Origin of the sequence: Pseudomonas pisciculturae (assembly GCF_015461805.1) — a bacterium.
Lineage (GTDB): Bacteria > Pseudomonadota > Gammaproteobacteria > Pseudomonadales > Pseudomonadaceae > Aquipseudomonas > Aquipseudomonas pisciculturae.
Genome location: NZ_JACVZE010000003.1, coordinates 1 through 13,496, shown reverse-complemented (window position 1 = coordinate 13,496; position 13,496 = coordinate 1). Strand labels below are relative to the sequence as shown.

The following is a 13,496-nucleotide window of genomic DNA, read 5'->3' as shown; positions in this document are numbered from 1 at the left end:
CGGTAGCCTCTCCCACCGGCGAGCCGATTGCCGTATAACGAGTGCCATACGCGTATTTGGTAATAAAGGACCCACAATAAAAGCTGATGAAGACTCCTAAACGCATTGAACCCCTGATCGAAGACGGTCTGGTCGACGAAGTGCTGCGCCCACTCATGAGTGGTAAAGAAGCAGCTGTTTATGTGGTGCGCTGCGGCAATGAATTGCGTTGCGCCAAGGTTTACAAGGAGGCGAACAAACGAAGTTTTCGTCAGGCGTCCGAATACCAGGAAGGCCGGAAGGTGCGTAACAGCCGCCAGGCCCGGGCCATGGCCAAGGGCTCCAAGTTCGGTAAGAAAGAAACCGAAGATGCCTGGCAGAACGCCGAAGTGGCGGCGCTGTTCCGCCTGGCCGGTGCGGGCGTTCGCGTGCCCCAGCCGTTCGACTTCCTGGAAGGCGTGCTGTTGATGGAACTGGTGGCCGACGAGTATGGCGATGCGGCGCCGCGTCTGAACGATGTGACGCTGGAGCCGGATCAGGCGCGCGAATACCACGCTTTCCTGATTTCCCAGATCGTGCTGATGCTGTGTACCGGCCTGGTGCACGGTGACTTGTCCGAGTTCAACGTACTGCTCACGCCAACCGGCCCGGTGATCATCGACCTGCCGCAGGCGGTAGATGCGGCGGGCAACAACCACGCCTTCAGCATGCTGGAGCGGGATGTGGGTAACATGGCTTCCTACTTCGGGCGCTTTGCCCCGGAGCTGAAGAAGACCAAGTACGCCAAGGAAATGTGGGCGCTGTACGAAGCCGGCACTCTGCACCCGGCCAGCGTGTTGACCGGTGAGTTCGATGAGCCGGAAGAACTGGCGGACGTGGGCGGTGTGATACGCGAGATCGAAGCGGCGCGGCTGGATGAAGAGCGTCGCCAGGCGATTCGGGCAGCGGATGATGCGCCGCAGAGCAAAGTACCCGATGAGCCGCCGCCACCGCCGTGGATGCAGTGATCTCTAGGCCAACTCAGATCTAAAGTTGGTGGAGATCAAAATGTGGGAGGGGGCTTGCTCCCGATAGCAGTGGGTCAGTTGGAGTTAAGCTAACTGACCCACCACTATCGGGAGCAAGCCCCCTCCCACATTTGGTTTTGAATGTATTCAGATAGATTTCTTCAGGCGCAGCAACTCCCCGACGCCAACTCCTTGAGAATCGGGCAGTCCGGCCGATCATCGCCCTGACAGTGCTCCACCAAATCCTGCAACGTATCGCGCAATTGCCCCAGCTCCAGGATCTTCTGGTTCAACGCCTCGATATGTTGGCGTGCCAAGGCTTTCACGTCGGCGCTGGCCCGTTGCCGGTCTTGCCACAGGGTCAGCAGTTTGCCGACCTCCTCCAATGAAAAGCCCAAGTCCCGCGAACGCTTGATAAACGCCAGGGTGTGCAAATCATCCGCGCCGTAGACGCGGTAACCGCTGTCGGTGCGGTGGGCGGCTTTGAGCAGGCCGATGGATTCGTAGTAGCGAATCATCTTGGCGCTCAGCCCGCTTTGACGTGCGGCTTGGCCGATGTTCATGGGCGTTGATCCTCCAGATCCTTGGGTTTCCAGGTTTTGAGCAGCAAAGCATTGCTCACCACACTGACGCTGGACAAGGCCATTGCTGCGCCCGCCAATACCGGGTTGAGCAGGCCGAAGGCCGCCAGGGGGATGCCGATCAAGTTATACACAAAGGCCCAGAACAGATTCTGGCGGATTTTTGCGTAGGTCTTGCGGCTGATCTCCAGCGCAGCCGGCACCAGGCGCGGGTCGCCGCGCATCAGGGTGATGCCTGCGGCGTGCATGGCCACGTCGGTGCCGCCGCCCATGGCGATGCCGATGTCGGCAGCGGCCAGGGCCGGGGCGTCGTTGATGCCGTCGCCCACCATGGCCACCACGCCGGTTTTTTTCAATTCGGCGACAGTGGCGGCTTTGTCGGCGGGCAGCACTTCGGCGTGCACATCGTCGATACCCAGTGCGAGGGCGACCACACGAGCGCTGCCGCGATTGTCACCGGTGAGCAGGTGGCTGCTGATGTGTTGGGCCTTGAGTTGATCCAGCGCTTCCAATGCGCCGGGCTTGAGGGTATCGCCAAACGCGAACAGCCCCAGTACCCGCGGTTGCGGGTCTTGTTCGATCAGCCACGACAACGTGCGGCCTTCGGCCTCCCAGTCCTTGGCCGATGCGGCCAGGTCGCCGGCGCTCAGGCCGCTTTCTTCCAGCAGGCGGCGGTTGCCCAGGGCCAGTGGCCGCCCGTCGAGGGTGCCGGCAATGCCGCGCCCGGTCAGGGACTGACTCGCGCTCACATCGGCCACGCTAAGCCCTTGTTCGCGGCACGCATCCAGCACCGCCTTGGCCAGCGGGTGTTCACTGCCCCGTTGCAACGCGCCAGCCTGTTGCAACAGCAGGGCCTCGTTACCATCCACCGCGACAAGGTGGGCGATCTTCGGTGTGCCAGAGGTGAGGGTGCCGGTCTTGTCGAACACCACGGCGCTGACTTCATGGGCGCGCTCCAGGGCTTCGGCGTCCTTGATCAGGATGCCGTAGCGTGCGGCGACGCCGGTGCCGGCCATGATCGCGGTTGGCGTGGCCAGGCCCAGGGCGCAGGGGCAGGCGATCACCAGCACCGCGACGGCGTTGATGATCGCGGTTTCAAGTGATGCACCGTACAACCACCAGCCCACCAGGGTGATCAGTGCAATGACCAGCACGGCTGGAACGAACACCTGACTGACCTTATCCACCAGTTTTTGGATCGGTGCCTTGGCCGCTTGTGCGTCTTCCACCAGGCGGATGATCCGCGCCAGTACGCTTTCGGCGCCCAGGGCGGTGGTGCGCACCAGCAGGCGACCTTCGCCGTTGATGGCGCCACCGGTGACCTTGTCCCCCGGCTGTTTTGGCACCGGCAGGCTTTCGCCGCTGATCAGCGCTTCGTCGGCGTGGCTCTGGCCTTCGACCACTTCACCGTCCACGGGGAAACGTTCGCCGGGTTTGACCATGACCAGGTCGCCCAACGTCAGTACCTGGATGGCGACCTCTTCTTCGCGGCCTTCAATAACCCGAATCGCCCGCTCCGGGCGTAAGGCTTCCAGGGCGCGAATGGCGCTGGCGGTCTGGCGCTTGGCGCGGCTTTCCAGGTATTTGCCCAGCAACACCAGGGCGATCACCACGGCCGATGCTTCGAAATACAGGTGCGGCGCCATGCCAGGGTGGGCGGTGAGCCATTCATAAATGCTCAGGCCGTAACCGGCGCTGGTGCCGATGGCGACCAGCAGGTCCATATTGCCTGCACCGGCGCGCACGGCTTTCCAGGCGGCGATATAAAAGCGGGCACCCAAGATAAATTGCACGGGGGTGGCCAGGGCGAACTGCACCCACGCCGGCAGCATCCAGTGCAGGCCAAAGGGTTCCACCAGCATCGGCAGCACCAACGGCAGTGCCAGCGCAATGGCCAGCAGCAGCGACCAGCGTTCGCGGTGCAGGCGCCGTGCCTGGGTTGCATCGGTGGCGGTTTCGGTTTGGGGCAGAGTGGCGGTGTAGCCGGCCTTGTCGACGGCGGCGATCAGCACGCTGGGGTCCATCTGGCCCAGCACTTCAACGTGGGCGCGTTCGTTGGCCAGGTTGACGCTGACGCTTTGCACCCCCGGCACCTTGCCCAGCGCGCGCTCGACCCGGCCGGCACAGCTGGCGCAGGTCATGCCGCTGATGGGCAGGTCAAAGGTGGTTGATCCATTCATGGGGCAGTCCTCCAGAAGACGTTGCCCCTAGGATCAACCTTGACCTGTGGGTAAGGTCAAGCCTGTTCAGTATTCCAGCGCGGCGGCTTTGAGATACATGCCGTCCGGGCCCTGGGCGATGCGCAACTTGCGCACATCACCGGCCTTGAGGGTGATGTTCTGAGCGGGCGGCGCCAGTAACCCCGGCAGACAACCTGGGGCTTGACCTGGCAGTAGCTTCAAACGCAGCGACATGTTGCCTGCCGGCAAGTTGAACGAGGTGGCTTGCTCTTGGAACAGCCGGCCTGCCAACTGGTCATTGAGGTACAGGCCGATCTCGCAGTTGGTGAGTACTTCGAGGCGCTCGCGGGAAATGATCAGCACCGCATAGTCTTCTGCGGCGAAGGCCTGTGGCGCAACGGCAGACAAGCTCATCAAGCCCGTAAGGGCAAAAAACGACCAGCGCATGGCGAATGCTCCATGGTTTATATCCAAGATGGGTCAAGCTTGGCCTTTGATGCCGCCGAATACCAGCCCGGCCGAAGATTACAGAACTTGACCTTGCCATCGTGGCAAGGTCGAGAGTGTGTTCAACCTCATCAAAGGAGTCATGTCATGCAAGTATTCAGCGTTGAAGGAATGACCTGCGGCCATTGTGTTCGGGCCGTGACCCAGGCCGTGCAGAGCCAGGACCCGGCCGCCGACGTGAAGGTGGACCTCGCCGCCAAGCAAGTCAGTGTACAAAGCCAACTGAGCCCCGAGGTCATCGCCGACCTGATCCGCGAAGAAGGCTACACCGTCGTCTGATTTTTAATAGTTAGCGAGCTAACTTAATGTTCAAGGCCCCCAAGCGCGGCTAGACTGTCGGGCTGCCGACTGACTTGGGTGCCTGATGAACCTGCGCATAATTCTGATTTTGGGTGCCTTGAGCGCTTTTGCGCCGTTGGCGATCGACTTTTACTTGCCGGGCTTCCCGGCGATGGCGACTGCTTTTGGCACCGATGAAAAACATATCCAGTTGACCCTGGCGGTGTATTTCGCCGGTTTGGCCATCGGCCAGTTGATCTACGGCCCGTTGGCAGACCGCTTTGGTCGGCGCGGCCCGCTGCTCAGTGGTGTGACCCTATTCACATTGGCGTCCTTTGCCTGCGCCTTCGCGCCGTCGTTGGAATGGCTGATCGGCGCACGTTTCGTACAGGCCTTGGGCGGTTGCGCGGGCATGGTGATCTCCCGTGCGGTGGTCAGCGATAAATGTGATGCGGTGGGCTCGGCCAAGGTGTTCTCCCAACTGATGCTGGTGACGGGCTTGGCGCCGATCCTTGCGCCGCTGGCCGGTGGGGTGATGGTGGGGCTGTGGGGCTGGCAGTCGATCTTTCTGGTGCTGACGCTTTTCAGCGTCATGGCCGCGATTGCCGTGGCGGTCGGCTTGCCGGAAACCTTTCCGGCCCATCAGCCGCGCCAGCCGTTGTCTGGCTCGCTGCGTCGCTACGGAGCGCTGCTGTCTGATCGGGTTTATCTCGGTTATGCGCTGACCGGCGGTATTTCGATTGCCGGGATGTTTGCCTATATCGCCGGTTCCCCGTTCGTGTTTATCCAGCTCTACGGCGTGCCCGCCGAGCATTACGGTTGGCTGTTCGGTTCCAATGCGGCGGGTTTTATCCTGGTGGCGCAGGTGAATGCGCGGTTGCTTGCCAAGCGTGGGCCGGCGTTTCTGCTGTCGCGCAGCGTGTGGGTGTATCTGTTGGCGGCGACGACGTTACTTGGCATTGCGGCGTTGCGCACTAATGCGTTGTGGCCATTGCTGGTGCCGTTGTTTATCTGCATTGCCAGCCTGGGCTGCATCTTGCCCAACACGTCGGCGTGCGCCATGAGCGGGCAGGGTGCACGGGCCGGTAGCGCTTCGGCGCTGCTCGGTTGCATCCAGTTCGGCGTGGCAGCGGGGGCTGCTTCATTGGTGGGGGTATTGCACGATGGCACGGCGATGCCGATGGCCATGGTGATCAGCCTGTGCGGTGTATTAGCCGTGACGTTTGCGGTATCGACCCAGCGCCTGCAACGGGCGAGGGCCGCGCAGGCGAAGGTCTAGGGGGCAGTCAGCCAGCGGCGCAACGTTGCTGGTTGACGGGAAAGCGATGGGGGGCCTGGATACGGGCTTGCAGCGTGTCGACAAAGGCGCGCGCCTCGGCCTCGGTGTGGAAAGTAATGGCCTTTTGATCGAGCCGGACTTCCCACTGGGATTTTGCTAACGCTTTTATCAGGATCTTCATTGCTGACTTCCTCACGTAAAAGAATCGTGGCAAAGGCGGCCAATATAAACCTGAATCCCCCCATAAAGATGACGAAGGTCAACTCTCGGACTAATGGTGTCGTCCATTACTCACAGGAATAATCGACGACACCTACAGGCGTTGTTCAGAACCCTTCCAGCACGATCTTGCCCTTGGCCTTGCCGCTTTCCAGCAGCGTGTGGGCACGGCGCAGGTTGGCCGCATTGATCACGCCAAAGTGCTCGCCTACCGTGGTTTTCAAGGTGCCGGCGTCGATCAGTTCGGCGACGCGATTGAGCAGGTTGTGCTGCTCGATCATGTCCGGCGTTTCGAACATCGAACGGGTGTACATGAACTCCCAATGCAGCGACAGGCTTTTGCGCTTGAGCTTGCTCACGTCCAACGCCTTGGGGTCGTCGATCAGTGCCAGCTTGCCTTGGGGTTGCAGGGCCTCCACCAACTGGTCCAGGTGATGGTCGGTTTGGGTCAGGCTGGCGACGTGGGTGACCTGTGGGTGGCCGGCGTTTTTCAGCGCTTCGCTCAGCGGTTGGCTGTGGTCGATCACCAGGTCTGCGCCCAACGCCTTGGCCCATTCCTGGGTTTCGGGGCGCGAGGCGGTGCCAATCACTTTGAGTGCCGTGAGCTGGGCTGCCAGTTGGGTCAGGATCGAACCCACGCCGCCGGCGGCGCCGACGATCAGCAGGCTCTGGCCTTCATCCTCTTTACCCTCACGTACTTGCAGGCGCTCAAACAATAGCTCCCAGGCGGTGATGGCCGTGAGAGGCAGTGCGGCGGCTTCGGCAAAACCGAGGCTTTTGGGCATATGGCCGACGATGCGTTCGTCCACGGTGTGCAGTTCGCTGTTGCCTCCTGGGCGTACCAGGGAGCCGGCATAGAACACCTTGTCGCCGGCCTTGAACAGGGTCACGTCGCTGCCGACGGCCTTGACCACGCCCGCGACGTCCCAGCCCAGCACTTTGGCGGCGCCGTTTTCAGGGGCGACGTTCTGGCGCACCTTGGTATCCACCGGGTTGACCGAGATGGCTTTGACTTCCACCAACAGGTCGCGGGGGCCGGCAACCGGCTCCGGCAGTTCGATGTCTTGCAGGGCCGCTGGGTCGTTGATCGGCAGTGACGCGTAGTAGGCAATGGCTTTCATGAGGGCTCCAAAAAAGGCGGTGATCAGGCAAGAAATGTCAGGCGCTTGAGTTCGAAGTGTTCGATGACGTCGGCGGCCTTGGTGCGGAAACTCTGGATATGCGCGCTCTGGTCATGGTCGGCCAGGGCTGCGTCGTCGCTCCAGCGTTCGAGCATGTAGAAGGTCTCTGGGTGTTGCAGGTCTTGGTGCAGGTCGTATTGCTCACAACCGGCTTCAAGGCGGGTAGGTTCCAGCAGGCCGCGCAGCAGGGTTTCCAAGGTGGCCTGTTGACCGGGTTTGGCGATCAGCGTGGCAATGACGTTAAAGGCGGTGGTCATATTCAACTCCAGACACGTGATGAACGGGATGGGCAGATGATTGGCTATTTCCCATGAAGATAAAAGCGGCTAAAACAGAGGGCTGTTTCAATGAAATTTTGATAATGAGCAGGAATGCATGCTGCGTTTTGATGATTTGCAGTTGTTTGTACGCGCCGCCGACTTGGGCAGCCTGTCGGCCGCGGCGCGGGTGATGGACTTGTCGCCGGCTGTGGCCAGCGCCGCGTTGAAGCGCATCGAGCAACAATTGGGCGCTCGCCTGTTGGCGCGATCCACCCGCAGCTTGCGCCTGACGGCTGAAGGTGAAGGGTTCCTGGAATATGCCCGCGCAGCACTGAGCTCGCTGGATGAGGGGCGGCGTTTATTGGCCAGCGGCCAGGATCATGTCAGCGGTGTGCTGCAACTGTCGGCCCCTTCGGACTTTGGCCGCAATCAACTATTGCCCTGGTTGGATGAGTTTCAGCGCGAGTACCCGCAACTCTCCGTGCGCTTGTTACTGGGCGACCGCATTGCCGACCTGTTTCGCCAACCGGTAGACATCGCCCTGCGCTACGGCGAGCCCGAGGACTCAAGCCTGATCGCGCTGCCCGTGGCCCCACAAAACGTGCGCGTGCTGTGTGCTGCGCCAGGTTACCTTGCACGCCACGGCGAGCCTCGGCACCTGGAGCAATTGGCCCAACACAATTGCCTGCTTTATATGCTCGGCAGCCGTGTCCACGATCACTGGACCTTTCACGACGGCAAGCGAGAAGTCAGCCTGACGGTCAGCGGCGACCGTTTCAGCGATGATGCCGATGTGGTGCGCCGCTGGGCAGTGGCCGGTGTGGGCATAGCCTATAAGTCCTGGCTGGATGTGAGCAGCGATGTGCTGGCGGGGCGTCTGCGCCTGATCCTGCCCGAGCTGCGCGGCGAGCGTACGCCGCTCAACCTGCTGTGCGCCCATCGCGCGCAGTTGAGCAAACCCATCAACCTGCTGCGGGAAATGCTCGTGTCCTGCTGTGCGACCTTGAGTGCGCAGTTGCCGGAGCGGTTGAGCGCTGGCCAGTAGCCTCACGAACAAACGGAAGTTTCACTCAATTGCTGTCCATCTCTGCGCTGTAGGACCACGCGGAACCGGCTGTTTGCACTCCTATACTTCGACGCTAATCACAGCAAACAAGTGACTTAACAGGGAGTGAATAGATGGAAGAAGCACCTTGCATCAGTCAGATCGCCAGCTTACTGGCCGACCCCAAACGCACCGCCATGCTCTGGTCCTTGATGGACGGTTCGGCCAAGTCGTCGGAGGACCTGGCGAGCCTCGCCGGGCTGACGCTGGCATCGGCCAATGCGCATCTGGCCCGGCTGACAGGTAGCGGCTTGCTGCGCACCGAAGGCCGGCGTGGTCAGCGGCTGTTTCGCGTGGCAGCCCCGGATGTCAGCGCGGCCATCGATGCCTTGGCCACCACCACCGTTGCCAGTGCGGTACGCCGCACGCCGCACGTTTTACTGTCGCCTTTGGCCGCGCCGCTGTCATTGCGTCGTGCTCGCTTGTGCCACGGCCATCTCGGTGGGGAGCTGGCGGCAGGGCTGTACGAGCGAATGCTGGCGACAGGATGGATCGAACACCATGAGCATCGCACCGAAGTCACGCTTAAGGGGGCGCAGCATTTAGCGAGCCTGGGCATTTTTACCCAGGCGCTGGCTACGCCGTTGGTGTGTGACTGTTTCGACTGGAGTCAGCAATACCCGCACCTGGGCGGAGCGCTGGGTGCCGGGTTGCTGCAGCTTTTTTTGCAGTCGAACTGGGTCAGTGTGGTCAGCGACTCCCGGGCCTTGGTGGTTCACGATCTCGGGCAGGTGGAAATCTCACGATTGGCTGCGATCGAGCAACCCTAGCTTCAGTGGCGTCGCTCAGAGTTTTAATCAGGTCGCATCCAGCAATAACCCGGCAAAACGATGCCGCACACTCGCCGAGGGGTTTTTTCACACTGGGGGTGCGGCATGGGTATGCAAGGCTATAGCGCAGCAGAGCGGCTGGAACGGTTGCCCATCAGCGGCTACCACCGCGTGATCTTTATCATCATCGCCTTGGCGTTTTTCTTCGACTCCATGGACCTGGCGATGATGACGTTCCTCCTGGGGTCGATCAAAACCGAGTTTGGTTTAAGCACGGCCCAGGCTGGGTTACTGGCCAGTTCGAGCTTTTTCGGCATGGTGGTGGGCGCGTCCCTGTCTGGGATGCTCGCCGATCGCTTCGGGCGCAAGCCGGTGTTCCAGTGGAGCATCGTGTTGTGGGGCATCGCCAGTTACCTGTGTTCCACCGCGCAGACGGTGGAGACGTTGACGCTGTTTCGCATTTTGTTGGGCATTGGCATGGGCATGGAGTTTCCGATTGCGCAGTCGATGCTCTCGGAGTTGATTCCAGCCAAGGGGCGCGGGCGCTATATCGCTTTGATGGATGGCTTCTGGCCGCTGGGCTTTGTGGCGGCGGGGGTGTTGTCTTACTTCCTGTTACCGGTAATTGGCTGGCGCGACATCTTCCTGGTGTTGGCGGTACCGGCCGTGTTTGTACTGGCGATCCGTTTTTTTATCCCGGAGTCACCACGCTGGCTGGAACAGGCCGGGCGGCATGAAGCGGCCGATAAGGTATTGCTGGGTATCGAGCAGAGGGTTCGCCACTCGACAGGCCAAGCCGACTTGCCGGAGCCGATTCGCCTGCCTCGGGTGGAGAGCACGCCGGGGACGTTCTTCTCGGCATTTCAGCAACTGTGGTCGCCGCAGTATCGCCAGCGCACGATGATGATTTGGAGTGTGTGGTTCTTTGCTTTGCTCGGCTTCTACGGGCTGACCTCGTGGTTGAGCGCGCTGTTGCAGCAGTCGGGTTTTGCCGTGACGCAGTCGGTGTATTACACGGTGATCATTTCCCTCGGTGGGATCCCCGGCTTCTTGATGGCGGCCTGGCTGGTGGAGCGGTGGGGGCGTAAACCGGTGTGCGTCGTGACGTTGCTTGGCGGCGGGGTGATGGCGTTTCTTTATGGGCAGAGTGCGGTGTTTGGCGGCAACGTTGGCCTGCTGATTACGTCAGGCTTGTTGATGCAGTTCTTTTTGTTTGGCATGTGGGCGGTGCTGTACACCTACACGCCTGAGTTGTACCCCACATCGGCGCGGGCGACGGGCTCGGGGTTTGCTTCGGCGATTGGCCGGGTCGGTTCTTTGCTGGGGCCGTTGGTGACGGGGTTGGTGTTCCCGATTACCGGGCAGGGCGGGGTGTTTGCCTTGGGGGCGCTGTGTTTTGCGGTAGCGGCTGTGGTGGTGTGGGTGTTTGGGATGGAGACGAAGGGTAAGACGCTGGAAGAATTGACTCAGGCTTAAGGCCGGTGAGGTCAGTGTGGGAGCCGGGCTTGCCCGCGATGGCGATTTAACAGTCGACATTGAAGCTGACTGATCCATCGCCATCGCGGGCAAGCCCACTCCCACATTTAGCCTGCATTCATTCAGTGAGTGCGGGTTATGGCTTTACGAGCCTTGCATCCAGGCTGTTCTGCGCCAGGCGTTTGGCCTGGTCCTGGGTCATGCCCAGGCTGGTGTACAGCGCATGGAAGTTCTCGGTGACATAACCGCCGAAGTACGCCGGGTCATCGGAGTTCACCGTGACTTTCACACCTCGCTCAAGCATGTCGAGGATGTTGTGCTGGGCCATATCGTCGAACACGCACAGCTTGGTGTTGGACAGCGGGCACACGGTCAGCGGGATCTGCTCGTCGATGATGCGCTGCATCAAGCGCTCATCTTCGATAGCGCGCACGCCATGGTCGATACGCTGGATTTTCAGCAGGTCGATGGCTTCCCAGATGTACTCGGGCGGGCCTTCTTCGCCGGCGTGCGCCACGGTGAGGAAGCCTTCGTGACGGGCACGGTCGAATACGCGCTGGAACTTGCTCGGCGGGTGACCCATCTCGGAACTGTCCAGGCCTACGGCCACGAACGCATCACGGAACGGCAGCGCCTGGTCGAGGGTTTTCTCGGCTTCGGCTTCGCTCAAGTGGCGCAGGAAGCTGAGGATCAAACCGCTGGTGATGCCCAACTTCTGCTCGCCATCTTTAAGTGCCGCGGCGATGCCGTTGAGCACCACTTCGAATGGGATGCCACGGTCGGTGTGGGTTTGCGGGTCGAAGAACGGTTCGGTGTGGATCACGTTCTGTTCTTTGCAGCGCAGCAGGTAGGCCCAGGTCAGGTCGTAGAAATCCTGGGAGGTGCGCAGCACATCGGCGCCCTTGTAGTACAGGTCGAGAAACTCTTGCAGGTTGTTGAAGGCGTAGGCCTTGCGCAGGGTTTCGACGTCGTTCCACGGCAGCGCAATTTTGTTGCGTTCGGCCAGGGCAAACAGCAACTCAGGCTCCAGCGAACCCTCCAGGTGCAGGTGCAGTTCAGCCTTGGGCAGGGCGTTGAGCCAATCGTACATGTCTAAAATCTCATCAGGTGCAATGGCGGCATTCTACAGGCCATGGCCGAAATAATCGGTAAAACCTGACCAGCAGGATCGTTTTTGTTGCATTCGCGCAATGGCGGCGTGAACTAAGGTGTAACGAAACGTTAGCGGCACGCCGTAGTCTGTACCTCATCAATGACTGATTTGCTGTTTGATAAGGCCCGGAATGCTCACATCCCTTAAGCAAGAAAAATTCATGCTGCTGGCGCTGATTGCAGCCATCGCCGCGTACCCGCTGGAACACTGGATGCTCAACAGCGGGCAGGGCGTGGCGCTGCTCGGTGGAGTGACGCTGATCGTGTTCATCGTGATCGCCTCGATGCGCGTGGCGCATCACGCTGAGCAACTGGCGGAAAAGGTCGGCGACCCCTACGGCACCATGATTCTCACCTTGGCCGCCGTGCTTGTGGAAGTGGTGATATTGGCGATCATGATGAGCAACGAACCGTCGCCTACCTTGGTGCGCGACACGATTTATTCGGCGGTGATGCTCGATATCAACGGCATCCTTGGCCTGGCTGCGCTGATGGGGGGTATCAAGCATGGCGAACAGTCTTACAACGATGATTCAGCGCGCAGCTACAGCGTGATGATCCTCACCGCCATGGGCGTGTCGATGGTGGTGCCGGAATTCATCCCCGAGGCTGACTGGAAAATTTACTCGGCCTTCACCATTGGCGCGATGGTGGTGCTGTACACCTTGTTCCTGCGCATGCAGGTGGGGCCCCACAGTTACTTCTTCAGTTACAACTACCCAGAGAAGCGCGGTAAGAAACCGTCGGAAGAAGCGCCGTCTATCAATCTGGCGTTCTCTATTGGAACGCTGGTATTTGGCGTGATTGTGATTGGCGCACTGGCCGAGGTGATGTCCAAGACGCTGGACCTGGGCCTTGAAGGGACGGGCGCACCGCCGGTGATCACGGCGATTGTGGTGGCAGCCATTTCGGCGGCGCCGGAGATCTTGACGGCGCTACGTGCGGCGTTGGCCAACCGTATGCAGTCGGTGGTCAATATTGCGCTGGGTGCGTCGTTGTCGACGGTGATCCTGACGGTGCCGGTGATGGAGGCGATGGCGCTCTATACCGGCCAGCCGTTCCAGATGGCGATGACGCCGGTGCAAACGGTGATGGTGTTTATTACGCTGATTGTGAGTGCGATCAACCTCAACGACGGTGAGACCAATGCCATCGAGGGGATGACGCATTTTGTGTTGTTTGCGACCTTCATTATGTTGTCGTTACTCGGTCTGTAACCCAATTTTTGACCTCAATGGGGCGCAGTGTGGGAGGGGGCTTGCCCCCGATAGCGGTGTGCCAGGCGGTACATATGCCGACTGACACTCCCTCATCGGGGGCAAGCTGATCTGGCCTAATGATTTTGGACACTTTAATCGGGCGCTATGATGGCGCCTAAATTTGAGGTGTTTTGAATATGCGCAAATCTTATTCCAGTGAATTCAAACTCAAGGCAGCCAGTATGGTGCTCGATGAGGAGCAGCCAGTTCCTGAAGTCTGTGCCAGCTTGGATATTGGTCCCACGGCCCTGCGCCGCTGGGT

General features: G+C 60.5%; 15 protein-coding genes. 8 read left to right on the top strand and 7 right to left on the bottom strand.

The annotated features are described in order from the left end of the window. Positions 1-86 precede the first annotated feature (86 nt). Positions 87-986, top strand: a complete 900-nt coding sequence (locus ICY20_RS09200) for a PA4780 family RIO1-like protein kinase (protein WP_159962900.1) — start codon at positions 87-89, stop codon at positions 984-986. Positions 987-1,147: 161 nt separating this feature from the next. On the opposite strand, the gene cueR is transcribed toward ICY20_RS09200, so the two are convergent. From cueR to ICY20_RS09185, 3 genes are all read right to left on the bottom strand, one after another. Beyond that, positions 1,148-1,549: a Cu(I)-responsive transcriptional regulator gene (cueR, locus tag ICY20_RS09195; protein ID WP_159962899.1), complete on the bottom strand. Its 402-nt coding sequence runs from the start codon at positions 1,547-1,549 to the stop codon at positions 1,148-1,150. Continuing rightward, positions 1,546-3,747: a heavy metal translocating P-type ATPase gene (locus ICY20_RS09190; protein ID WP_194937329.1), complete on the bottom strand. Its 2,202-nt coding sequence runs from the start codon at positions 3,745-3,747 to the stop codon at positions 1,546-1,548. The genes cueR and ICY20_RS09190 overlap by 4 nt, the downstream gene beginning before the upstream one ends. A gap of 66 nt (positions 3,748-3,813) precedes the next feature. Further along, on the bottom strand, positions 3,814-4,194 hold the full coding sequence (locus tag ICY20_RS09185; RefSeq protein WP_159962897.1) for a hypothetical protein: 381 nt from the start codon (positions 4,192-4,194) through the stop codon (positions 3,814-3,816). Between the two features lie 147 nt (positions 4,195-4,341). Here ICY20_RS09185 and ICY20_RS09180 point away from each other — a divergent pair, with 147 nt between their 5' ends. Both ICY20_RS09180 and ICY20_RS09175 read left to right on the top strand, forming a co-directional pair. Beyond that, a complete protein-coding gene (locus tag ICY20_RS09180) occupies positions 4,342-4,533 on the top strand; it encodes a heavy-metal-associated domain-containing protein (protein ID WP_159962896.1) in 192 nt (63 codons plus the stop codon). Positions 4,534-4,618: 85 nt separating this feature from the next. After that, entirely contained in the window at positions 4,619-5,812 is a 1,194-nt protein-coding gene (locus ICY20_RS09175; RefSeq protein ID WP_159962895.1) for a Bcr/CflA family multidrug efflux MFS transporter, read from the top strand. Positions 5,813-5,819: 7 nt separating this feature from the next. Here the strand turns inward: ICY20_RS09175 and ICY20_RS09170 are convergent, their stop codons facing one another. From ICY20_RS09170 to ICY20_RS09160, 3 genes are all read right to left on the bottom strand, one after another. Continuing rightward, positions 5,820-5,993 carry a hypothetical protein gene (locus ICY20_RS09170; protein ID WP_194937328.1) on the bottom strand — a complete coding sequence of 58 codons (174 nt, stop codon included), beginning with the start codon at positions 5,991-5,993 and terminating at the stop codon, positions 5,820-5,822. Positions 5,994-6,138: 145 nt separating this feature from the next. Next, positions 6,139-7,152, bottom strand: a complete 1,014-nt coding sequence (locus tag ICY20_RS09165) for a zinc-binding alcohol dehydrogenase family protein (protein ID WP_159962894.1) — start codon at positions 7,150-7,152, stop codon at positions 6,139-6,141. 23 nt (positions 7,153-7,175) lie between these two features. Next, a complete protein-coding gene (locus ICY20_RS09160) occupies positions 7,176-7,469 on the bottom strand; it encodes a putative quinol monooxygenase (protein ID WP_159962893.1) in 294 nt (97 codons plus the stop codon). Positions 7,470-7,587: 118 nt separating this feature from the next. On the opposite strand from ICY20_RS09160, the gene ICY20_RS09155 reads away from it, so the two are divergent. The 3 genes from ICY20_RS09155 to ICY20_RS09145 all read left to right on the top strand — a co-directional run bounded on the left by ICY20_RS09155 (position 7,588) and on the right by ICY20_RS09145 (position 10,823). After that, positions 7,588-8,517, top strand: coding sequence for a LysR family transcriptional regulator (locus ICY20_RS09155; RefSeq protein WP_194937327.1), 930 nt, complete (start codon positions 7,588-7,590; stop codon positions 8,515-8,517). A 134-nt stretch (positions 8,518-8,651) separates the two neighbouring features. Beyond that, the gene (locus ICY20_RS09150) at positions 8,652-9,347 is read left to right on the top strand and encodes an ArsR/SmtB family transcription factor (protein ID WP_159962891.1); all 696 of its coding nucleotides are present in this window, start codon (positions 8,652-8,654) and stop codon (positions 9,345-9,347) included. Between the two features lie 105 nt (positions 9,348-9,452). After that, positions 9,453-10,823: an MFS transporter gene (locus tag ICY20_RS09145; protein ID WP_159962890.1), complete on the top strand. Its 1,371-nt coding sequence runs from the start codon at positions 9,453-9,455 to the stop codon at positions 10,821-10,823. A 136-nt stretch (positions 10,824-10,959) separates the two neighbouring features. Here the strand turns inward: ICY20_RS09145 and ICY20_RS09140 are convergent, their stop codons facing one another. Next, positions 10,960-11,913: an adenosine deaminase gene (locus tag ICY20_RS09140; RefSeq protein WP_159962889.1), complete on the bottom strand. Its 954-nt coding sequence runs from the start codon at positions 11,911-11,913 to the stop codon at positions 10,960-10,962. A gap of 193 nt (positions 11,914-12,106) precedes the next feature. Here ICY20_RS09140 and ICY20_RS09135 point away from each other — a divergent pair, with 193 nt between their 5' ends. Beyond that, positions 12,107-13,192 carry a calcium:proton antiporter gene (locus ICY20_RS09135; protein ID WP_159962888.1) on the top strand — a complete coding sequence of 362 codons (1,086 nt, stop codon included), beginning with the start codon at positions 12,107-12,109 and terminating at the stop codon, positions 13,190-13,192. A gap of 179 nt (positions 13,193-13,371) precedes the next feature. Then, positions 13,372-13,496: transposase (locus ICY20_RS09130; protein WP_194937326.1), on the top strand; the 125-nt coding region annotated here is incomplete at its 3' end.